The organism is Amycolatopsis sp. NPDC104863 (genome assembly GCF_055582965.1).
In genome coordinates this window covers 254792-276000 of sequence record NZ_JBVJOW010000006.1, presented here as the reverse complement: position 1 = coordinate 276000, position 21209 = coordinate 254792, and the positions used below count along the sequence as shown (strand labels likewise).

Sequence of the window (21209 nt, the reverse complement as noted above, 5' to 3'; positions counted from 1 at the left end):
GCTTACGGCGTCAGCGCGCGCACATCCCAGACCCACACCCCGCCGACGAACTCCGCCGGCTTCCGCAGCAGGAGCTCCACAGTGGACTTCAAGGCTTCCTGGTTCTGCCGCGGGCCCACCACGAGCACGTCGGCGTTCCACGCGCGCAGGTCCGCCAAGGCCTGCGTGCGGTCGGCTTCGGTGACGTCCGCCGTCTGGCCGGTGCGTTCGACCTCGGCGAAGAGGTCCGACGTCGGCAGCGGCACCGCGCCGTAACGGCCGCGGCGGTCGTCCGCGGAGGTCGGGCCGACGAAGTACCCCTCCGGCATCGGATAGCCGAGGCCGGCGTCCACCTGCCAGTGCAACGGTTCCGCCTCACCGGTGCTCGGCAGCGGCACCGGCACGAGCGAGCCGCCGGGGGCGACGAACTGGCGCCAGGTGCCGTCGGCGAAGAACGACGGCGACAGCGGGCGCTCGTGCGTCACCAGCTCCGTCGGGGCGATCGGGAGCAGCACCGCCACCAGCGCGCCGACCCAGACCATGCGCAGCGGGAAGCGGGTCTTGCCCTCCAGGGGCTCCGGCTGCTCGGCCGCCGCCGTCCAGACGCGGTGCGTCGCGATCGCCAGGAGCCCGCCGACCACCGGGATGCAGCCCATCGCGAGCCGGGACTCCAGCAGCGAGTCCAGCAAGGGCAGCTGCCCCAGCCACTTCCACAGCCCGGGGATGCCGGTGTCCTCGTGCGCCACCGTGATCTCGACACCGAGGGAAAGGAACGCCATCACGAACATCGTGATCGCGAGCGCTCGCGAAACGACGTCGCGCCACAGCCAGATCGTGACCATCACCATGAGCACGATCAGCGGCCAGCCGAAGAACGCGTTCTCCTCGGTGCGGTTCATCGAGACGTCCGCGGCGGCTTCCGGCGCGCCCGCGATCGACTGCGTCGCGAAGCGCGTGAACGCCGCCGTGTCGTTGCCCGCCGGGCCGTGCAGCAGCGAATGGAAGCTCTGCGGGCCGAAGAACTGCCAGTACAACGGGAACCCGGCGATCAGCAGCGCGACGACCGCGCCGACCCCGACGCCCTTGGCCAGCGGCGCCAGCATGCCGCGGATCTCCGCGCGCCGCGGGATCAGGTAGGCGACCGCGAACACGAGGAACGTCAGCGCGAAGATCGCGAGCGGCTCTTCGCCCAGCAGGATCTGCCACGCGACGAGCAGCCCGAGGAAGATCCCGTTGCGCACCGGGCGTTCACCGCGGGCGATCTGGATCGTCTTGAGCGCGATGAACGGCAGCACGAACAGCACCACGAAGTTCGGGTGCGCGTTGCCGTGCGAGATCATCGGCGGGGCGAACCCGCAGAACGCGCCGCCGATCGCGGCCGCCGTCCGGTTCGGCACCAGGTGCCGGGAAAACACCCAGTACCAGCCGATCGCGGTGCCGGCGAGCCCGGCGGTGAGGACGATCGCCCAGGTCAGCGTGGCGCCGAAGGTGAGCGTCAGCGGGGCGAGCGGGATGTTGAGCCCGAACATCGCCGCGTTGGCCGCCATGTTCACGCCGTGCGGGTAGTTCTGCAGGTCCGTCGTGAACGGGTTCTGGAAGTGCAGGACGGACTTCGCGACGACCGTCGAGTACCACTCCCACTGGCTCTGGTCGGACGCGCCGTTCCAGAGGTACCCGCGCTTGAGGTCGAACCACAGGCCGTTGTAGAGCAGGATCGTGAAGAGCAGGAAGCCGCCGGCGATCGCGGAGTCCTGCCACGCCCAGCGCTTCGGGGCGGCCGGGGCCTCGGGCGCGGGTGGGACGAGCTCGGGCACGGCTTCGGACTTCAAGCTCACGGTTCGACCACCCTGGCGAAGAAGTAGAGGGCCCCGGTGCCGGTGTGCCGGACCAGCAGCAGGAACGGCCGGTCGACCGTGACGGCGACCGGGGCGTCGGTCATCATCGAGGTCAGGCGCATGGTGAGCGCGGTCGCCGCGGCGCCTTCGAAGCCTTGCTCGTCCACCCGCAGGACGGCCTGGTGCAGCACCTCGGACACCGCGAGCCGCGGATCCGGGGAGAGCCCGCCCAGGTCGGCCCGGTCGGTGAACATCGTGCGCACGCCGAGGCCCTGCAGCACGCGGGTCAGCTGGCTCGGGATGTCGAGCGAGACCTTCGGGAGGGCGAGCTCGAGCGGCTTGAAGCGGATCTTGCCGAGCAGGCTCGTCAGCGCGGCCTGGTCGAGCGCCGCTTCGGCCTCGGCGAGGTCGTCGTCCGGGAGCAGCACGACGGTCTGCAGGCCGCCCGCGGCGGCCAGCTGCACCGCCTGCCAGCCGCCGGTGTGCGCGTACCCGACGCTCTCGCTCAGCCACATCGTCGGCACGTCACGCGTGCCGGACGGCGCGTGGAACGGCGCGTCCGAGGTGTTGGCCTCGCGGAACGGCTTCATCCACGCGGCCTTGAGGTACAGCGCGTTGACCAGCACGGCCGCGATGCTCGAGTCGATCGAGCCCGGCGGCAGCAGCTCGGGGATCAACCCGTGCGTCGTGCGGCCGACGTCCTCGTTGATCGTGGCCCGGGCGGTCTCGGGCTCCTTCTCGAACGGCGCGCTCGCGACGGCCGCGCCGGGCCACCCGGCCAGCTCTGTCTTGAAGGAGTCTTCGAGCGGGAGGCGGTCGTCGGCCCACAGCGTGTTCGCGACGGCCAGCTCGGGCTGCTGGGCCCCGCGCGCCTCTTCGACGAGCTGGGCGGCGTCCCGCAGGAGCGACGTCTGCTCGGCGGGGTCGCCCAGCAGCGCGACCAGCTCCTCGCGGGTGTCGCCCCGGGCCCCCAGGGCGGCGAGGGTCAGCGCGCTGGCCACCGAATACGGCGAGAAACAGGAGTTCCCGCCGTCGGAGCCGAGGGCCGCGTGGACGGCGAGGGCGAACCGGAGGTGGCTGTCCGTGGCCATGCGGGCGAGACTACCGGAACGGTTCACCCCGTCGACCGGCTACGCGGAACTCCGCCCACGGGTGACAAATCCCCCACCGAACGGCCCATCCCCGGTGCCAGAACCACCCACCCCCCCGCGGTCCACCTCCCTACCCGCCCGACACACGCACCCAGCCGGACGACACACGTCCCCAGACGAACGACATGCGTGCCCGAAGGGACGACACACGTGATTGAGCAGTCGACACGCGTGATTGCAGGGTCGACACGCGTGATTGTGGGGTCGACACGGCGGGGCCGGGCCATCACTGCCGTGTTGACCTTTCAATCACGCGTGTCGACCCTCTGATCACGCGTGTCGACCCTCTGGTCACGGGTGTCGACCCTTTGATCACGCGTGATTCCCCGCCAATCACGCGTGATGCCCCTCCGGACACGCGTGATGCCTCGCCGGACACGCGCGCGGGCGGGTCAGTGCAGGCGGGTTACGTGCCAGGAGTACCAGACGTGGGCCTGGGCGTCGGTCAGGGAGGCGACCTGGTCGACCACCACGCGCAGCAGGCCGGCGTCGTCCGGTGCGGCGTTCCAGGCCGGGACGAACAGCGGGTCGAGCGACTCCGGGGCCCGGCGCGCCAGCGCGTGCACCAGCTCCGCCAGCAGCTCCCGCTGCCCCTCCTGCATCGCCAGCCGGCGCCGGTCGCTCATCACGTACCGGAGCGCGAGCGCCTTCAGCAGGGCCACCTCCGCCGCGACCTGCTCCGGGACGCAGAGCCGCGCCCGGTAGCGGCCGAGCGGGCCCTCGCCGAACTCCGCCCGGGTGCCGGTGACCGCCGCCGTCGTGAAACGGCCGACCAGCTCGCTCGTCAGCCTCTTCAACGCCACCTGGGCGCCGGGCGAGCCGTCGGAGCCCGCCTCGATCACCGCGGCCACCACCGGCAGCGCCAGCAGCTCCTCGGCCGCACCCTCCAAAGTGGACACCGACTGGCCGGAGAAGTGCTTCGCGGCCGCCGCGGCGACGGCCGCGCGTTCGTCCGGGTGAGCCAGCACCCCCAGCTTGATCCGGCCGGCCAGCACTCCGTCCTCGACGTCGTGCACCGAATACGCGACGTCGTCGGCCCAGTCCATGATCTGGGCCTCGAGGCACGTCCGCTCCGCCGGGGCGCCTTCGCGGAACCACTCGAACACCTTGGCGTCGTCGGCGTACACCCCGTACTTCGCCTGGCCAGGCCTGCGCACCCACGGGTACTTCGTGGTCGCGTCGAGGCAGGCGCGGGTCAGGTTGAGCCCGGACGTCGCGTCGCCCTCCAGGAGCTTCGGCTCCAGCCGGGTGACGATGCGCAGCGTCTGCGCGTTGCCCTCGAACCCGCCGCACGCGGTGGCGACCTCGTCGAGCGCGCGCTCGCCGTTGTGCCCGAACGGCGGGTGCCCGATGTCGTGCGCCAGCCCGGCGGTGTCGACGAGGTCCGGGTCGGCGCCCAGCTCCTCGGCGATGCCCCGGCCGATCTGCGCGACCTCCAGCGAGTGCGTCAGCCGGGTGCGCGGGACGCCGGTGACCTCGGCGCCCTCCCCCGGCCCGACCACCTGGGTCTTGCCGGCGAGCCGCCGCAACGCCGCCGAGTGCAGCACGCGGGCCCGGTCGCGGGAGAACGCGCTGCGCCCGTCCGCGCGCGTGCCGGGCAGCGCCGCGCCCTTCGCCGGTTCCGGCAGCAGGCGGGCGGTGTCGTGCTCGGTGTAGCCGTCGTTCACCCGCTCAGCTTAGGCAGGGAGACCGACAAAAAGCTCATCCCAGGAACGTGGCGAACAGGTCGTCGGCCGGGGTCTTCGTCAGCCGGTAGTACAGCAGCGCGCCGGTCTCGCGGACGATGTAGCGCACCTGGGTGACCCGCTCCTGGACGATCGGCCCGCTGTGCGTCGGCGCGGTCCAGGCGTCCAGGCCCAGGTCGTCGGCCATGGTCCGGGCGCGGAAGGAGTGCCACGGGTCGCTGACCAGCACCGCCGTGCGCCAGCCGCGCGCCTCGACCTGCCCGGCGACCGCGCGCAGGCTCCGCAGCGTGTCGCTGCCCTCCCCGACGGCCAGCGTCGCCGTCGCGGGCACGCCACGGCGGGTCAGCCACAGCTGCCCGGCCCGGGCCTCGGTGAAGTTGTCTTCGGCCTTCTTGCCGCCCGCGGTCACGATGGTCTTCGCGACACCCGCGTCGTAGAGCTGCTTCGCCTTGGTCAGCCGCGCGGCGTAGATGTCCGACGGCTTGCCGTTGTACTGCGCCGCGCCCAGCACGACGATGACGTCGGCCTGCGTCCGGTCGTTTTCGCGGGCGACCTGCCAGATCCGGAACGCCGTGCCGCCGACGAGCGCGAGCAGCACGAGGACCGTGCCGAGCGCGATCCGGCGCGCCCAGCTCGCGCGCGACGGCTTCCTGCGTTCAGCGGTACCCACCCGGCCCATCTTGTCAGACCGCCGCCGGCCGCTCAGAGCCAGCCGCGCTCCTCCGAGAGCCGCACCGCTTCGGCTCGGGTCCGGGCGCCGGTCTTGCCGATCGCCGCCGACAGGTGGTTGCGCACGGTCCCTTCCGACAGGTGCAGCGCACGGGCGACGTCGGCGACCGTGCTGCCGTCCTTGGCTTCCCGCAACACGTCCCGCTCCCGCCCGGTGAGCGGGCTGGCGCCGGTGGCGAGCGACTCGGCGGCCAGCGCCGGGTCCACCACCCGGAGTCCACTGTGGACTCGCCGGACGGCTTCGACGAGCTGCTCGGGCGGCGCGTCCTTGACGACGAACCCGGCCGCGCCCGCCGCCATCGCGCGGGCGAGGTACCCGGGCCTGCCGAACGTCGTGCAGATGATCACCCGGCACGACGGGAGCGCGGCCCGCAGCTCGGCGGCCGCTTCCAGGCCGTCCTTGCCCGGCATCTGCACGTCCAGCAGGGCGACGTCGGGCTTGGCCTCGCGAGCGGCGGCCACCACCTCGTCGCCGGAGCCGACCTGCCCGACCACCTCGATGTCGGATTCGAGGCCGAGCACGGTCGCCAGCGCGCCGCGCACCATGGCCTGGTCGTCGGCCAGCAACACCCGGATCAAGCGAGTCCTCCCGCGGGTTCGGCGCGCACGGCCGGGGCCGTGGCGCGGGGTTCCGGCTGCGGGACCTCCGCCCGCACCAGCAATCCTCCCCCGGGCCGCACCGACGTCCGCAGCGTCCCCCCGACGGCGGCCAGCCGCTCGGTGAGCCCGCGCAGGCCGTTGCCCGCGACGACCTCTGTGGCGGTGCCGTCGTCCTCGATCTCCAGCCAGGTGTCGCCGAGCTTCACCTTGACCTGCTTGGCTCCCGAGTGCCGCAGCACGTTCGTCACGGCTTCGCGCAGCACGTACCCGAAGGTGTTCTGCAGCTCCGGCCGGACGTTGTCGACGGCGTGCGGCAGGTCGGCGTCGATCTCCGCGGCCCGCAGCGCCGCACGGGCCCCGGCGACTTCGGCGGACAGCGACACCTCGCGGTACTCCGACACGGTCGCGCGGACGTCGGAGAGCGCGCTGCGCGTGAGGCTCTCGATCTCGCGGATCTCCTCGACCGTGCGCGGGATGTCCCCCGAGCTCTCCAGCACCCGCCGGGCCAGCCCCGCCTTGACGGTGATCGTGGTGAGGCTGTGCCCGAGCAGGTCGTGCAGGTCGCGGGCGACGCGCTCGCGTTCGTTCGCCACCGCCAGGGTGGCGATCTCCTCGTTGGCCAGCTGCAGCCGCCGGACCGCCCGGACCAGGCTGGACATGAAGAACATCGCCATCGTCACCGACCCGACGGTGACCAGGTCGCCCCAGTTGTCGCCGAACCGGCCGTCCACCAGCAGGATCACGGCCCCGAGCAGCAGCGCCGCGCCGTCGAGGAGCACCACCCACGCCAGCGGCAGCAGGAACACCAGCGCGGCGGTGCCGTAGAGCATCACGAACGGGTTGGCGTGGGTCGTGGCGACCACGGCCAGGCCCAGGGCGAGCATCCACCCGCTGTAGGCGAACCGGAACGGCTTGCTGCGGTCGAACGCCACCGGGAAGAGCGCGTAGGAGACCGCGACGCCGTAGACGAGCACCCACATCACCACCACCCCGGGCGTCACCGGGTCCCGGGCCAGCAGCGACTTCGTCACCGGGATGAGGTAGGGCAGCGTGAACACGATCGACAGGACCGGCCACCGGAACTTGTCCGGTCCGTTGCCGTGGCGGTTCGGCGGCGGGTCCTCCCACCACGTGTCCCTGCTGCCCAGCCCGAGCTTGCGCTCCGCTTCCGTCTTGGCCATCGCCGTTCCCATTCCGCCGTCCCGGCCCTCAGACCCGGGCGCTGTCCTTACGGTAACGCCTGATCACCAGGGCTCCCAGCACGACCGTCCACGCCGCCAGCACCCCCGCGGCCTGCGGCAGCGACACCACCATGTCGGTGGTCACCGCGGGCCGGGCCAGCTGCAGCACCCAGTAGGTCGGCATGATCTGCGCGACGTCGTGCAGCCAGCCGGGCATGCCCTCGATCGGGATCCACAGCCCGCCCAGGAAGCCCATGCCGAGGGTGACCAGCATGCTGATCGGCTGCATCGACTCCGGCGTGCCGAACTGCCCGATCAGCAGGCCGAGCAGCACCAGCGGGATGGTGCCCAGCCAGATCCCGGCGAAGATCCGCACCCAGCCGGCGGCGTCGAGGTGGACCCCCTCCATGGTCACGGCGAGCAGCGGCACGAGGATCAGCGCGGGCAGCCCGACGAGCATCCCCGACAGGCCCTTGCCCGCCAGGTATCCGGTCCCGGTCAACGGGGTCAGCCGCAGCTGCCGCTGCCAGCCGAGCGCGCGTTCCAGGGCGAGCCGGGCGCCGCTGGTGTTGGCCGCGGCGAACGTCCCGAAGGTCATCATGTTGATCATGATCACGGCGGCGATCTGCGCGTGGTCGGGTGCGTCCACCTTCACGAAGACGTTGGTCTGCAAGAGGAACATCAGCACCGGGAAGGCGACGACGAAGATCAGGAACCGCGGCGCGCGGAAGTTCCGCCGGATCTCGGTGAGCAGGTAGGTGGCGTTCATCGCACGGCCTCCGCGGTGTCGTCGGCGGTCAGGGAAAGGAAGGCGCCTTCGAGGCCGACGGCGCTGATTTCGACGTCGTGCACACCCGGGACGGCGGACTTGAGCGCCCACAGCGTCGCGTCGGAGTCGCCGCTGGAGATCGCGACGCGGTCGCCGCGCAGCTCGAACTCCTTGACCCCCGGCAGCGCCGCGATCACGGCTTCGGTGGCGCCCGGCACGGCGGCCCGCACGGTGCGGCCCCCGGCCAGCGCGCGGACCTCGGCGACCGAGCCGTCGGCGACGATCCGGCCGCGGCGCATCAGCACGACCCGGTCGGCGAACTCTTCGGCCTCTTCGAGGTAGTGCGTGGCGAACAGGACCGTGCGGCCGGACTCGGTGAAGGCGTACATCGACTGCCAGAACTCGCGCCGGGTGCCGACGTCCATCGCGGCGGTCGGCTCGTCGAGCAGCAGCAGGTCGGGGTTGCTGACCAGGGCGACGGCGAAGCGGACCCGCTGCTTCTGCCCGCCGGAAAGCTTGTTGGCGCGACGGCCGGCCAGCTCCCCGATCCCGGCCGCCGCCAGAGCCTCGGCCACCGGCATCGGCTTGCGGTGCAGCGCCGCGACCATGCCGACGGTCTCCCCGACGGTCAGGTCGTCCATCAGCGCGCCGCCCTGCAGCATCGCGCCGATCAGCCCGGCGCGGACGGCGTCGATCGGCTTCCGCCCGAACACCCGCACCTCGCCGCTGTCCGGCGTGCTGAGGCCGAGGATCATGTCGACGGTGGTGGACTTGCCCGCGCCGTTGGGGCCGAGCAGGGCGACCACCTCGCCCGGGGCGATGGTCAGGTCGACGCCGTCGACCGCGTGCACGTCGCCGTAGTGTTTCCGCAGGCCGGTGAGGTGGACCGCGGCCCCCGCCGCGACCGACCGGATGTCTGTTTCTCGCATGCCCCCAGACTGCCGCCCGGGAGGCCCGGGACCCCAGACCGTGCGTCACGTCCTGGCCGTGACAGGTGTCAGGGGTCCCGGGCTCCGGATGGTTCAGCAGCCGATCAGGCGGCCCGCCAGGTAGGCCTCGAGCTTGTCGATCGCGATGCGCTCCTGCGACATCGTGTCGCGCTCGCGCACCGTCACGGCGTTGTCCTCAAGCGAGTCGAAGTCGACCGTGACGCAGTACGGCGTGCCGATCTCGTCCTGGCGGCGGTAACGGCGGCCGATCGCCTGCGCGTCGTCGAAGTCGACGTTCCAGTGCTTGCGCAGGGTCGCGGCGACCTCCCTGGCCTTCGGGGTCAGGTCGGCGTTGCGCGACAGCGGCAGCACCGCGACCTTGAACGGCGAAAGCCGCGGGTCGAGCTTCAGCACGACGCGCTTCTCGACGCCGCCCTTCGCCGTCGGCGCCTCTTCCTCGTGGTAGGCGTCGACCAGGAAGGCCATCATCGACCGGCCGACACCCGCCGCCGGCTCGATGACGAACGGCCGGTAGCGCTGGCCGGACGCCTGGTCGAAGAACGACAGGTCGACACCCGAGTGGTTCGAGTGCGTGGTCAGGTCGAAGTCGGTGCGGTTGGCGATGCCCTCGAGCTCGCCCCACTCCTGCCCGGCGTTGAACGCGAACCGGTACTCGATGTCGACCGTGCGCTTCGCGTAGTGCGAGAGCTTTTCCTTCGGGTGCTCGAAGTGGCGCAGGTTCTCCGGCTTGATGCCGAGGTCGGTGTACCACTCGGTGCGCTGGTCGATCCAGTACTGGTGCCAGGTCTCGTCCTCACCCGGCTCGACGAAGAACTCCATCTCCATCTGCTCGAACTCGCGCGTCCGGAAGATGAAGTTGCCCGGCGTGATCTCGTTGCGGAACGACTTGCCGATCTGGCCGATGCCGAACGGCGGCTTCTTGCGCGACGTCGTCTGCACGTTGAGGAAGTTGACGAAGATGCCCTGCGCCGTCTCCGGGCGGAGGTAGTGCAGGCCCTCCTCGGACTCCACCGGGCCGAGGTAGGTCTTCAGCATCATGTTGAAGTCCCGCGGCGCGGTGTACTTGCCGCGCGTGCCGCAGTTCGGGCAGGGCACGTCGGACAGGTCGTCCTCGGAGGTCTCCTTGCCGCTGCGCGCCGCGTACTCCTCGGCGAGCTGGTCGGCGCGGAACCGCTTGTGGCAGGACAGGCACTCGATGAGCGGGTCGGTGAACACGTTGACGTGCCCCGAGGCCACCCACACCTGGCGCGGCAGGATGACCGACGAGTCGAGGCCGACGACGTCGTCCCGGCCCTGCACGACGGTCTTCCACCACTGGCGCTTGATGTTGTCCTTCAGCTCGACCCCGAGCGGCCCGTAGTCCCACGCCGAGCGGGTACCGCCGTAGATCTCTCCGCTGGGGAAGACGAAACCACGGCGCTTGCACAGGCTGACTACGGTATCGATGGTGTTCGTGGGCACTCCACGCTCCGGAAAGCTTGCGGGGACGGTTGGCGGACTAGAACCTCCAGGGTATCCGCCGAGGCCCACCGGTTTTCGCCCAGGTGAGCCTACGGCCGGGTCACCAGCGACGCCGTCACGACGCGGTTGTCCTCGTAGCCCTCCTTGCCGCCGACGTACTCGCCGCCGCAGGTGACCAGGAGCAGCTTGTGCGGGCCGTCCGGGTCGAAGAGCTGCTCGGAGCGGCCGGCCAGCTCGGACTTGTGCACCGTCTCGGTCGCGTCGATCCGGTACACCCACGCGCCGCCGGCGGCGTCGGTCAGCTTCACCTCCTGGCCCTGCTTGACCTGCCACAGCTCGGTGAACGGCCCCTTCGAGCCCTTCCAGTTCACGTGCCCGGACAGCAGCGCGACGCCGTGGTCCGCGCCCAGCTTCGCGCCCCACCACGCGGCTTCGCCGAGGCCTTCGGGGATCTTCAACGCGCCGTCGGCGTCCAGGTCCTCCTGGACCAGCTTCGCGGTGCCGCCGCCGGGCAGCGCCAGCGTCGCGGGGGCCTGACCGGTGTCCTGCTTCGCCGGCTGGTCCGCGGCCGCGACCGGCGTCGTCGTGCCGTTCGCGCCGACGGGTTCATCCTTTCCGGTGAACACGAGCAGGGTCGCGACCAGCGCCGCGATCACGAACGCGCCGGCCACGCCGACGATCCACCAGCGGCCGGTGGCCTTCTTCCGCTCCGCCGGGTTCTGCTCCTGCATGCGCCTGTGCTCCTTCACTCCGTGACCAGTGCACAGACAGACATGCCGTGCCGGGCGGAGAAGGTTGCACCGGACTCGGTCAGCCGGTCGGACGCGTCACCAGGGTGGCCGTGACCAGGCGGTTCTCGTCGTACCCCTCGGTGCCGCCGACGTAGTCGCCGCCGCAGGTCACCAGCACCAGCCGGTGCGGGCCGTCCTGGCCGAACCAGTTCGCGGCCTGCGCCGGCAGCGCCTCCTTCGGCAGCGTGACGACGTCGTCGACCCGGTAGACCCACCGGCCGCCGCGCGCGTCGACGACGCTGACGTCGTCCCCGTCACGCATCCGCCAGAGCTCGTCGAACGGCCCGCGCTGGCCCTCCCAGTTCACGTGCCCGGACAGCAGCGCGGCGCCCCGGGCCGCGCCGAGCTTGGCGCCCCACCAGGCCGCGTCACCCAGGCCGCGCGGAATCGGCAGCACGCCGGTGCCGGTGAGCTCGGTGCGGACCAGCCGGGCGGTGGCGCCGTCGGGCAGCCGGACCGTGCCCGGGCGCTGCTGCGCGGCGGACTCGCTGTCCGCGGGCAGCACGGCGGGGGCGGCGTTCTCACCCGGCAGCGTGCCGGGCGGCGGCGCCGCGGCCTGCGTGGCCGTCGGCGGGAGCCAGGTCAGCAGGATGACGCCGGCGGCGAAGGCCGCCACGGCCAGCGCCGCCGAGACGGCGGCCAGCCCGGTGCGGAGCACCTAGTCCGTCCCGGACTTGCGCCGCCTGCCGAGCAACAGCGCGACCGCGGCGAAGAACACCCCGCCGAAGAGCAGGCCGATGCCGAGCGGGACGCGCGAGCCGTCACCGCCGGTGTCCGGCGCGGCCGCGCCGAGGTACCCGGCCGGGACCTGCGTCGGCACCGCGGCCTGGGAGGCGGTCGTGCCGCCCGCGGGGCCGCCGGCCTTCGCGACGAACCCCTTCGGGACCGAGCAGCTGACCCCGCCGAGCACGATGGTCGTCACGACGTCCTGCAGCGCGGCGCCCGCGGCGTCCTTGACGTGGGTGGTGATCTCGACCCGCCAGCCGGCGACGGCGGTGAAGTCGCCACCGCGCCAGCCGTCCTGCCGGATCAGCTGGTCGAACGCGGCGACGCGGGTCAGCTTCAGGTCCGAGACCGTGGTGGCCTCGGCGGCGTTCTGGATGTCACCGGGCGGCCCGAGGCGCAGGTTCTGCAGCTGGAGGCCGGCGTTGCCGCCGGGCATCGGGACGATGCCGAGCGAGCCGTCAGCCTGGCGCACCCACAGCCGGGCCACCGAGGACGTGCCGGTGAGCTTGGCCGGGCCGGTGCAGTCCACGGCGGTCTTCGCGCCTTCCAGCACGAGCACGGTGTTGTCGATCGGCTTCGCGCCGCCCTGCCAGGTGTCGCGCAGCGCGTAGTTCGTCTCCGCGACGGCGGTGGGCACGGTGGTCGCCTGCAGCGCGGCGACGACGTTGTGGTCCCGGCTCGCGACGCCCGACGGGTACGGGTTGCCGTTGCTGTAGCGGCCGAGGTCGATCTGGTAGTGCCCGCCGAAGGTGTTCCGCTCGCCGTCGTCCTTCGGCACCGAGACGCGGTCCGTGCCGAGCTTCGACTGCCCGGGCAGCAGTGGTGAGCGCTGGGTCTCGGTGATGAGCGCGCCGCCGCGCTGGCCTTCGCTGCCGATCCGGACGGACGCGATGTTCGCGAACGCGACCGGCCCGGTCTTCTCGTCGACGGCCTGGCTCTGCGCACCGGCCACCCCGGCTCCGACCAGCGGGAACAGGACGGCCGTCAGCACGGCTGCCTTGGTCACGAAACGCGTCATGTCTCCCCACTGCTTTGCTCAGGGCGGGTCGCCAGCGTACGAGAAGCGACGAAACGCTCCGCGACAACCTTGCACCGTCGGCCACTACATGCGAAGCCGAAGAGCCAATATCCCACGAACTCACCCGAATGGAGCAATACGACCGGCCGTACCCCGCAGAGACCGGTGACGGACGGGGCACCCGGCCGGGGGAACACTAGGATGGGCGACGCCGTTGTCGGTAATGACTACGGAATTCATGGTCACGGGGGAGGCGGTTATGGCGACGGTGGCCGGGAGCGGCGCCCAGCCGGCACTGGCGGAGTGCGCCCCGGCGGCGGCCACGCCACCGGCGCACCCGCCGGCGGCGGTCCTGTCCGACGCGGGCGACCTCCTGCGCGCGCTCGCCGCGCCGGTCCGGATCGCGATCGTGCTCCAGCTGCGCGCGGCCGACCGGTGCGTCCACGAGCTGGTCGACGCCCTCGACGTCGCGCAGCCCCTGATCAGCCAGCACCTGCGGGTGCTGAAGACGGCGGGAGTGGTCCAGGGCGAGCGCCGCGGCCGCGAGGTCGTCTACCGCCTCGCCGACGACCACCTGGCGCACATCGTCGTCGACGCCGTCGCCCACGTGCAGGAAGGAATGTGATGAACGCCGTCGCCCCGCGCGGCCAGGCCCCGGTGCCGGGCCGCCGTTCGACGAAGCAGCGGGCCGCGGTCGTCGAGCTGCTGAGCACCGTCGACGACTTCCGCTCCGCCCAGGAACTGCACGACGAGCTGCGCAAACGCGGCGACGGCATCGGCCTGACGACGGTGTACCGCACCCTGCAGTCCCTGTCGGAGGCCGGCGAGATCGACGTCCTGCGCACCGACTCCGGCGAGGCGATCTACCGCCGGTGTTCGGCGCACCACCACCATCACCTGGTGTGCCGCGTGTGCGGCCGGACGGTCGAGGTCGAGGGCCCGGCGGTCGAGCGCTGGGCGGAGAAGATCGCGGCCGAGCACGGCTTTTCGGAGATCTCCCACACGGTGGAGATCACCGGCACCTGCGCCCGCCACTGACTCTCGGGCTGCTACCGACCCGCGGCTGTGTCGTCCACCCAGGTACGCGAGTCGTCCAGCTGAGTACGCGTGTCGTCCGCCGAAGTACGCGAGTCGTCCGGCCAGGTACGGGAGTCGTCCGCCCAGGAACGTGAGTCGTCCGGGTGGGTGCGCGAGGCGGCCGGGTGGGGACGGCCGGGGCTAGTACTCGTACGGGTCCTTCGGAGCCGGGACCGTCGTGACCGATGCCGGGGTGAAGTCCGGGGTGTAGCTGTTGGCCTTGGTCGCCGTGCCGGGGACTACCTGGCCCGTCACCTGGATCCACGCGTCGCTCGCCAGGTGGTCGGCTTGACCGTCGCGGAGGCGGACCGTGACCGGGAACGCGTCGGCCGCGCAGCAGCTGATCACCAGGCGGGCCAGCAGCGTCGCGCCGTCGGTGTGGACGATGAAGCCGGTGAGCGAGACCGTGCGGCCGTTGAGCGTGCCCGCCGCGTCCCAGCCCGCTCGGCTGACGAACTCGTTGACCGCCAGCGGGACGACGTTCCCCGCCGGCAGCGGCGGGAACGCGGCCGCATTGGCCGCGGCCGCGCTCGCCGGCACCCGCGCTTCGGTGCGGATGACGGAGTCGGCGCCCAGCGCCGGTGGGGCGACCAGGAACACCGCCAGCACCGGGACCAGCAGCAGCCACGCCGGGCGGGCGGAGTGTGAGTGACCGTCACCCGCGCCGTGATGGTCGCCATCAAGATGGCCGGCGTCCGAGTCACCCGCGCCGTCCGGGCGACCCTCCACCGCACCGCCGGACTTGCCGCGCGCCGCCAGGAGGTCGCGGACGATGGCCACCGCTCCGAGCAGCACCATCACCGCGCCGCCCGTGATGATCCAGGGCTGCTGGGCCGGCTTGACGTACCTCAGGTAGTCGCCGTTCGCCGCGATCTTGATCAGCGCGCCGCCCAACAGGAGCAGCAGGATGTTCTGCGTTTCGCGCTTCACGACACCCCCACCACCAACCCGGCCACGACCGCGCACCCCACGGCCACCACGAACGTCGCCGGGGCGAACCGGGTTGCGAACGAGCGGCCGAACGTGCCCGCCTGCAACGCGAACAGCTTCACGTCCACCGCCGGGCCCACCACCAGGAACACCAGCTTCGGCAGCATCGGCATCGCCGTCAGCGACGCCGCCACGAACGCGTCCGCCTCGCTGCACAGCGCCAGCACCACCGCCAGCACCGCCATCACCACGATGCCCAGCACCAGCTGCTCGCCCAGCACCCCGAACCAGCGGGCCGGCACCAGCACGTTCAGCGCCGACGAGATCAGCGCGCCCAGCACCAGGAAACCGCCCGCCTCGACCAGGTCCGTGCGGGCCGTCTCCGCGAACACCCGCCACCGCTGCCCGCCCGCCACGTCCGGCAGCCGACGCAACGCACGCGAAGTGATCCACTCGAGCTTGCCCCAGCGGGCCCACAGCCAGCCCATCACCATCGCCGTCGCCAGCGATCCCGCGAACCGGGCCAGCACCATCTCCGGCCGGCCCGGGAACGCGACCGCGGTGGCCACCAGCACCACCGGGTTCACCGCCGGCGCGGCCAGCAGGAACGTCAACGCCGCCGCCGGCGCCACGCCCTGCCCCATCAGCCGGCGCGCCACCGGCACCGACGCGCACTCGCAGCCCGGCAGCGCGACCCCCGCGAGCCCGGCGACACCCACCGCCGCCCCCGCTCGCCGCGGCAGCACCTTCTCCAGCACCCGCGCGGGCACGAACGCCGCGATCGCCCCGCTGATCAGCACCCCCAGCACCAGGAACGGCAGCGCCTGCACGCAGACGGCGACGAACACCGTCGAGCCCGTGCGCAACGCGGGCACGTCGAACACCTGCTGCAGCCAGCCCTGGCCGAGGATCGCGACCAGCAGGATCGCGCACAGCACTTCGACCGAGCTGACCCGGAACCGCCGGGTGCGCCGGGCGCCGGAAGTGGAAACCATGTTCACGGCGACGACTATGCCAGGGCCCGCCGACAAGCCGCGGCCGCGTGCGCCGCGAACGGTCGGATCCGGTCCGTTTCGGCCCGGAATCCACCGTTCGCGGCGAAAAAACTACTCCGGGACGACGCCGGGCAGCTCGGTCCGCAGCTGCGAGGCCGTCGACACCACCAGCATCAGCAACGTCCCCAGCGCGGCCGCGTCCAGGCCCGCCGCCGGGAACGCGTAGCGCAGCGTCACGTCGACGCCGTTGTCCGAATGCCCGACCCCGAGCGTCCCGAACAGCCCCTGCCCGGCGCGCTCGGCGACGGCGATCGACAGCTCCGGCCGGTCCGCCAGGTCCCAGCCGACGACGCAGGTCAGCGTCAGCACCGTGAGGCCCTCGCCGAGCCGGGTCGCCTGGATCACGCACGGGACGTCACCGTGGGAGAACGTCAGCGCGCCGTCGTCGTCGACGTGCACCTCGAGGTAGCGCTCGAGGGACTCCTTGGCCTGGGTCAGCAGCTCCGCGGTCTCGGCCGCTTCGGTCGCGCTCATGACGACGACGCCTGGTCGACGGCCGCGCCGAAACGACGGTCCCGCTTCGCGAACTCCAGGCAGGCCCGCCACAAGTGGGTCCGGTCGAAGTCCGGGAACAGCGTGTCCTGGTAGACCATCTCGGCGTAGGCCGACTGCCACAGCAGGAAGTTCGACGTCCGCTGCTCGCCCGAAGGCCGCAGGAACAGGTCCACGTCCGGCATCTCCGGCTGGTACAGGTACTTGCCGATGGTCTTCTCGGTGACCTTCGCGGGGTCCAAACGACCGTCGGCGACGTCGCGCGCGATCCTCTGCATGGCGTCGCCCAGCTCGGCACGGCCGCCGTAGTTGACGCACATCGTCATGTTCAGCGCCGTGTTGTGCTTGGTCTTCTCCTCGGCCGCCTGCAGCTCCTTGATCACCGACGCCCACAGCTTCGGCCGGCGCCCGGCCCAGCGGATGCGCACGCCGATCGACCCGAGGTAGTCGACCTGGCGGCGGATGGTGTCACGGTTGAAGCCCATCAGGAACCGCACCTCTTCGGGGCTGCGCTTCCAGTTCTCCGTCGAGAACGCGTACACCGAGAGCCACTTGACGCCGATTTCGACGGCACCGGCGGCGACGTCGATCATCACGGCTTCCCCGCGCTTGTGGCCTTCGATGCGTGGCAGGCCGCGCTGGTTGGCCCAGCGGCCGTTGCCGTCCATGACCAGCGCGACGTGCTTGGGCACCAGCTCACGCGGGATTTCCGGCGGTTTCGCGCCCGACGGGTGCGGATCCGGGGCCCGCAGCTCGTATCGCGACGCCTTGTTCTCGCGTCCCCTGCGCAGCACTGCGAGCCTCCCTGAATGGGGTGAATCCGATCAGCCCGACCCTACTGCCCGGGCACGACGGTCTCCCGGGCACGTCGCTCGACCAGGGGAAGAGACCGGAGCTGACGCTCCAGATGCCACTGCAGGTGCGCCGCGACCAGGCCGCTCGCGTCGCGGCGGGTGCCGGGCAGGGTCGACTCGGCCATCGTCCACTCGCCGTGCAGGAGGGCGGTGAGCAGGTCCAGGACCTCGGGCGCGGGGTGCACCGACCCGGGCACGCGGCAGTCCTGGCACATCGACCCGCCGGCGGCGACGCTGAACGCGACGTGCGGGCCGGGCAGGCCGCAGCGGGCGCACTCGGTGAGCGCGGGCGCCCAGCCGGCGTAGGACATCGCGCGGAGGAAGAACGCGTCGAGCACCAGGGACGCGTCACGCTCCCCCGCGGCAAGCGAGCGCAGCGCGCCGCAGACGAGGAGGTAGAGCTTGAGCACCGGCTCGCCCTCTTCGGCCGAGAGCCGGTCCGCGGTTTCGGCGATGGCGCTGGCCGCGGTGTAGCGCTGGTAGTCGGCGACCAGCGGCAGCGCGAAGGCGTCCACGGTCTCGACCTGGGTGATCACGTCGAGCGTGCGGCCGGTGTAGAACTGCACGTCGACGTGGCCGAACGGCTCCAGCCGGGCACCGAAGCGGGACGACGTGCGCCGCACACCCTTGGCCACGGCGCGGACCTTGCCGTGCCGCCGGGTCAGCAGGGTGACGATCCGGTCGGCCTCACCCAGCTTGTGCGTGCGCAACACCACCCCGGTGTCGCGGTAGAGGTTCACCACCCCGACATCGTCCCACTTGCGGGCGATGCCGGGGTGGACCGACCCGGGTTCAGCAGTAGTAGCCCGTGCAGTACGTGCTCACCGCGGTGGCCGCGACGATGATCCAGATGATCGCGAACACGCAGCCGAGGCCGCCGATGATGGAGGCGATGAGGCAGAGCGTCTTGGTCGTCTTCGACGCCTGCTCCGCCATCATGTAGTTGCCTTGCATCTTGTACGTCTGGACCTCGTTGGACTTCATGATCGCGAAGATCGCGAGGATCCAGCAGAGGAAGATGCTGCCGATCGCCCAGCCCTTGTAGTCCTTGATCTGGTTGATGTCGCCGCCGCCGGGCATGCCGTACCCCGGGGCGCCGAAGCCGCCGGTGGGCGGCTGGCCGTACGGGGCCGGCTGGCCGTAGGGCGCGGGCTGACCGTACGGCGCCGCCGGCATGCCGCCGGACGGCGTGCCGTAACCGGGCTGCTGCGGCTGCTGCGGCTGCTGGCCATAGGGCTGCTGCTGGCCGTAGGGATTGGTCATGAACTTGTACCCCAACTACTCGTGAACTTCCGCCGGGTGGCTCCGGCGGTGCTGCGCGGAAAGGTCGGTCAGTGGTGCGGCGGCTGGTCCTTCGGCGGCTGCCCGAACTGGCCCGGGTCGATCTTGCGGGTCGCCTCGGCCTCGTCGTGGGCTTCGGGCCGCAGCATCTGGGTCCGTTCGGCCTGCTCGTCGAACGGCGACGCGCCCCCGGCGGAGTCGGGGCGCAGCATCTGGGTGCGCTCGGCCTGCTCGTCGAACGGGGACCCGCCCGGTGGCGGCGCGAGCGGCTGGCCCGGCTGCTGGCCGAACCCGCCCGGCTGCGGCGTCTGCGGGAACCCGCCGGAAGCGGGCTGCTGCGGGAAACCGCCCGAGGACGGCGGCTGCGCGAACCCGCCCGAAGGCGGCTGCGGCTGGCCGAACCCACCGGACTGCGGCTGCTGCTGCGGGAAACCGCCCGACGGCGGCTGGCCGAACTGGGGCTGTCCCGCCGGCGGGTAACCACCGGCGAACCCGCCGGGCTGTGCGAACGGGTTCGGCGCCGCCGACTCGTCGGCCTGGACCACGACGGTGCCGACGATCTTGTCCGATAGCGTCTGGGACTTGTCGTCCCAGAGCGGCCACAGCCAGCCGATGTAACAAAGGAAGTTGTCGACGAAGTGCGCGAGGTCGCGCAGGAACGCCATGCCGGCGCCGATCGGCTGCCCGTTGTCCTCGCGGACGAGCTTGATCTTGGCGACCCGCTTGCCCATGGACTGGCCGGTGTTGCCCGCCTGGATCCAGCGGTTGTACACCGTCCAAGCGATCCAGGCGACAAACCCGAGGATGGCCAGGATCTGGAAGATGAAGTTGCCCCGGGTGAGGAAGGCGATGATGCCCAGCACCAGGTAAAGCCCCACGATGGGGCCGAAGTCGACGAGCCAGCCCAGCGCGCGCTGGCCCCAGCTCGCGTAGTTCCGCGGCGCGCCGAAGGGAACGCCCTGCTGCCCGAACGGCGCCGGCTGCCCGTACGGCGGCGGCGCCTGGCCCGGCTGCGGCTGTCCGAACGGCTGCTGGCCACCGGGTTGCTGCCCGAAGGACTGCTGACCGTAGGGATCGGTCATCGCGGTATTCCCCCTCGTTGGTCACTCTCCCGTGCGGAGCCTCGCACGGGTCCGGCCCGGTGGTGCGGTGCGGACCGTCCGCGGGAGCGTACTCGCTCCGGTGACGGCCGCGCCTCCCAGGCTTCAGCTGTCCGGGTGACCCCGTCACGCCGTCCGACGCGCCGGGTCCGGACCCGGTTCCCCTCCGCCGTCGTTCAGACGCGCAAGCCGCTGAACGGGGCGAACGGCAGGTTGCGGATCACGAACCAGACGACGAACACGACCGAAAACGCCAGGGGCGTCCAGCGCCAGTGCAGCCAGCTGGCGACCGCGCGGCCGCGCAGCCTGCCGACCGTCCACGCCGCCATGCTCCAGACGAACAGGAGCACGACGACGAACGACACCGCGTTGTAGTGCACGGCCGCGGGGATGTTCCCGTGCATCAGGCTGTACGCCATCCGCAGGCCGCCGCAGCCCGGGCAGTCGATCCCGAACAGCGCCTTGGTCGGGCAGACCGGCAGGAAGCCGCCCGGCGTCGTCGGGTCACCGGCCCAGACCACGGCGCAGCACACGCCGAGCCCGGCCACGACGGCGAGCGGCGCGCTCACCGCGCGCAGCTTGGCCCTGGCTCCCCGCGCCGGGTGCCCGGTGTAGACGGGGTGTCCGGTGTGGACGGTCGTCGTGGTCACGGCGTGTACCGGTCCGCGGAGACGCCGATCACGACCATCACCACGATGAAGGCGATGTAGAGCAGCAGGAGGATCCCGGTGGTGATGGCCGACCACATCGCCCACTTGCGGGCGTCGTCGGCGGCCTTCTGCGCCTCGGCGTGGAAGCCCTGGAACCAGAGTGAGCTGACCTGGCTCGACTTCACGATCGAGACGACACCCAGGGGCAGGCAGCACAGCACGGTGCTCAGGATCGCCCACACCATGTTGTTGTCCGGCGGTGGCCCGTAGTTCGGCGGCGGATAGCCGTAGCCGTAGCCGGGTGGCGGCCCGCCCGGGGGCGGGTACGGCGGCGGGTACTGGTCGGTCACCGGGTTCCTCCTGCTGCTCGGCTACGTCAGTATGACGACGACGTCGTGCCGAAGGTGAAGACACCGGCGATCGAGAGGATGACGACCAGCACGATCCACGCGACACCCACGACCGCCGAGATGATCGCCCACTTCTTGGCGGAGTCGGAGGCTTCCTGCGCGGCGGCGGTCTGGCCCTGCGCCCACAGCCCGTTCACCTTCGCGGCCTGCACGATCGACACGACGCCGAACGGGAGGCAGCAGAAGAGGGTGGTGAGGATGGCCCAGACGAGGTTGTTGCTCGGGGGCGGGCCCGGCTGGTAGCCACCCGGCTGCCCACCGGGGTAGTTCGGCTGGCCGCCGGGCTGGTTCGGCTGGTCGCCGGGGTAGTTGGGCATGCCCTGGCTGTCGGTCATGGTCGGTTGTTCCCCTTCGTCTTGCTCCGTGGACGACCACCGGTTCCGCGGGCCGCCCCGACCGGCCGCGGTGTGGTCGAAGCCGCGACTGTAGGGGGCGCCGCGGTCGCGCGTGCGGTGAATCCTCCCGCCGCGACCGAATCGAGACCA

Annotated in this window: 24 protein-coding genes; 2 read left to right on the top strand and 22 right to left on the bottom strand. The window is 71.8% G+C overall.

The window, feature by feature from the left end; all coding sequences use genetic code 11:
* Positions 1 to 2: 2 nt before the first annotated feature.
* The 12 genes from ACZ63J_RS32010 to ACZ63J_RS31955 all read right to left on the bottom strand — a co-directional run bounded on the left by ACZ63J_RS32010 (position 3) and on the right by ACZ63J_RS31955 (position 12875).
* A complete protein-coding gene (locus ACZ63J_RS32010; RefSeq protein ID WP_465334929.1) occupies positions 3 to 1814 on the bottom strand; it encodes a glycosyl transferase in 1812 nt (603 codons plus the stop codon).
* Positions 1811 to 2905 carry a serpin family protein gene (locus tag ACZ63J_RS32005; protein ID WP_465399546.1) on the bottom strand — a complete coding sequence of 365 codons (1095 nt, stop codon included), beginning with the start codon at positions 2903 to 2905 and terminating at the stop codon, positions 1811 to 1813. The genes ACZ63J_RS32010 and ACZ63J_RS32005 overlap by 4 nt, the downstream gene beginning before the upstream one ends.
* A 452-nt stretch (positions 2906 to 3357) precedes the next feature.
* Positions 3358 to 4632, bottom strand: coding sequence for a deoxyguanosinetriphosphate triphosphohydrolase (locus ACZ63J_RS32000; RefSeq protein ID WP_465399545.1), 1275 nt, complete (start codon positions 4630 to 4632; stop codon positions 3358 to 3360).
* A gap of 34 nt (positions 4633 to 4666) precedes the next feature.
* Positions 4667 to 5320, bottom strand: a complete 654-nt coding sequence (locus ACZ63J_RS31995; RefSeq protein ID WP_465334919.1) for a YdcF family protein — start codon at positions 5318 to 5320, stop codon at positions 4667 to 4669.
* Between the two features lie 32 nt (positions 5321 to 5352).
* Positions 5353 to 5958 carry a response regulator transcription factor gene (locus ACZ63J_RS31990; RefSeq protein ID WP_465399544.1) on the bottom strand — a complete coding sequence of 202 codons (606 nt, stop codon included), beginning with the start codon at positions 5956 to 5958 and terminating at the stop codon, positions 5353 to 5355.
* Complete coding sequence (locus tag ACZ63J_RS31985) at positions 5955 to 7160, bottom strand: sensor histidine kinase (protein ID WP_465399543.1); 1206 nt, start codon at positions 7158 to 7160, stop codon at positions 5955 to 5957. Before ACZ63J_RS31985 ends, ACZ63J_RS31990 begins: the two co-directional genes overlap by 4 nt.
* A gap of 28 nt (positions 7161 to 7188) precedes the next feature.
* Positions 7189 to 7929 (bottom strand): ABC transporter permease, encoded by a 741-nt coding sequence (locus tag ACZ63J_RS31980; protein ID WP_465399542.1) that lies wholly within the window; start codon positions 7927 to 7929, stop codon positions 7189 to 7191.
* Positions 7926 to 8858 carry an ABC transporter ATP-binding protein gene (locus ACZ63J_RS31975; protein ID WP_465399541.1) on the bottom strand — a complete coding sequence of 311 codons (933 nt, stop codon included), beginning with the start codon at positions 8856 to 8858 and terminating at the stop codon, positions 7926 to 7928. Before ACZ63J_RS31975 ends, ACZ63J_RS31980 begins: the two co-directional genes overlap by 4 nt.
* A gap of 93 nt (positions 8859 to 8951) precedes the next feature.
* The gene (locus ACZ63J_RS31970; RefSeq protein WP_465309558.1) at positions 8952 to 10340 is read right to left on the bottom strand and encodes a glycine--tRNA ligase; all 1389 of its coding nucleotides are present in this window, start codon (positions 10338 to 10340) and stop codon (positions 8952 to 8954) included.
* Positions 10341 to 10429: 89 nt separating this feature from the next.
* Positions 10430 to 11071, bottom strand: coding sequence for a class F sortase (locus ACZ63J_RS31965; protein WP_465399540.1), 642 nt, complete (start codon positions 11069 to 11071; stop codon positions 10430 to 10432).
* Between the two features lie 79 nt (positions 11072 to 11150).
* Positions 11151 to 11789 (bottom strand): class F sortase, encoded by a 639-nt coding sequence (locus ACZ63J_RS31960; protein ID WP_465399539.1) that lies wholly within the window; start codon positions 11787 to 11789, stop codon positions 11151 to 11153.
* A complete protein-coding gene (locus ACZ63J_RS31955; protein ID WP_465399538.1) occupies positions 11790 to 12875 on the bottom strand; it encodes an LPXTG cell wall anchor domain-containing protein in 1086 nt (361 codons plus the stop codon).
* Positions 12876 to 13134: 259 nt separating this feature from the next.
* Here ACZ63J_RS31955 and ACZ63J_RS31950 point away from each other — a divergent pair, with 259 nt between their 5' ends.
* Together ACZ63J_RS31950 and ACZ63J_RS31945 are read left to right on the top strand one after the other, a co-directional pair.
* Positions 13135 to 13500, top strand: a complete 366-nt coding sequence (locus tag ACZ63J_RS31950; RefSeq protein ID WP_465399537.1) for an ArsR/SmtB family transcription factor — start codon at positions 13135 to 13137, stop codon at positions 13498 to 13500.
* A complete protein-coding gene (locus ACZ63J_RS31945) occupies positions 13500 to 13913 on the top strand; it encodes a Fur family transcriptional regulator (RefSeq protein WP_465309548.1) in 414 nt (137 codons plus the stop codon). Before ACZ63J_RS31950 ends, ACZ63J_RS31945 begins: the two co-directional genes overlap by 1 nt.
* A 180-nt stretch (positions 13914 to 14093) precedes the next feature.
* On the opposite strand, the gene ACZ63J_RS31940 is transcribed toward ACZ63J_RS31945, so the two are convergent.
* The 10 genes from ACZ63J_RS31940 to ACZ63J_RS31895 all read right to left on the bottom strand — a co-directional run bounded on the left by ACZ63J_RS31940 (position 14094) and on the right by ACZ63J_RS31895 (position 21059).
* A complete protein-coding gene (locus ACZ63J_RS31940) occupies positions 14094 to 14882 on the bottom strand; it encodes a TIGR03943 family putative permease subunit (protein WP_465399536.1) in 789 nt (262 codons plus the stop codon).
* Positions 14879 to 15877 (bottom strand): permease, encoded by a 999-nt coding sequence (locus tag ACZ63J_RS31935; protein WP_465399634.1) that lies wholly within the window; start codon positions 15875 to 15877, stop codon positions 14879 to 14881. Before ACZ63J_RS31935 ends, ACZ63J_RS31940 begins: the two co-directional genes overlap by 4 nt.
* Positions 15878 to 15988: 111 nt before the next feature.
* A complete protein-coding gene (locus ACZ63J_RS31930) occupies positions 15989 to 16411 on the bottom strand; it encodes a YbjN domain-containing protein (protein ID WP_465334901.1) in 423 nt (140 codons plus the stop codon).
* The gene (locus tag ACZ63J_RS31925; RefSeq protein ID WP_465334899.1) at positions 16408 to 17223 is read right to left on the bottom strand and encodes an isoprenyl transferase; all 816 of its coding nucleotides are present in this window, start codon (positions 17221 to 17223) and stop codon (positions 16408 to 16410) included. The genes ACZ63J_RS31930 and ACZ63J_RS31925 overlap by 4 nt, the downstream gene beginning before the upstream one ends.
* A 41-nt stretch (positions 17224 to 17264) precedes the next feature.
* Complete coding sequence (recO, locus tag ACZ63J_RS31920; RefSeq protein WP_465309540.1) at positions 17265 to 18026, bottom strand: DNA repair protein RecO; 762 nt, start codon at positions 18024 to 18026, stop codon at positions 17265 to 17267.
* Positions 18027 to 18075: 49 nt separating this feature from the next.
* A complete protein-coding gene (locus ACZ63J_RS31915; RefSeq protein ID WP_465334897.1) occupies positions 18076 to 18546 on the bottom strand; it encodes a CD225/dispanin family protein in 471 nt (156 codons plus the stop codon).
* Between the two features lie 68 nt (positions 18547 to 18614).
* Entirely contained in the window at positions 18615 to 19646 is a 1032-nt protein-coding gene (locus ACZ63J_RS31910) for an RDD family protein (RefSeq protein WP_465399535.1), read from the bottom strand.
* Between the two features lie 194 nt (positions 19647 to 19840).
* Positions 19841 to 20314, bottom strand: coding sequence for a DUF2752 domain-containing protein (locus tag ACZ63J_RS31905; protein ID WP_465309534.1), 474 nt, complete (start codon positions 20312 to 20314; stop codon positions 19841 to 19843).
* The gene (locus tag ACZ63J_RS31900; RefSeq protein ID WP_465309532.1) at positions 20311 to 20664 is read right to left on the bottom strand and encodes a CD225/dispanin family protein; all 354 of its coding nucleotides are present in this window, start codon (positions 20662 to 20664) and stop codon (positions 20311 to 20313) included. The genes ACZ63J_RS31905 and ACZ63J_RS31900 overlap by 4 nt, the downstream gene beginning before the upstream one ends.
* 26 nt (positions 20665 to 20690) lie before the next feature.
* Positions 20691 to 21059 (bottom strand): CD225/dispanin family protein, encoded by a 369-nt coding sequence (locus tag ACZ63J_RS31895; protein ID WP_465309530.1) that lies wholly within the window; start codon positions 21057 to 21059, stop codon positions 20691 to 20693.
* Positions 21060 to 21209 lie beyond the last annotated feature (150 nt).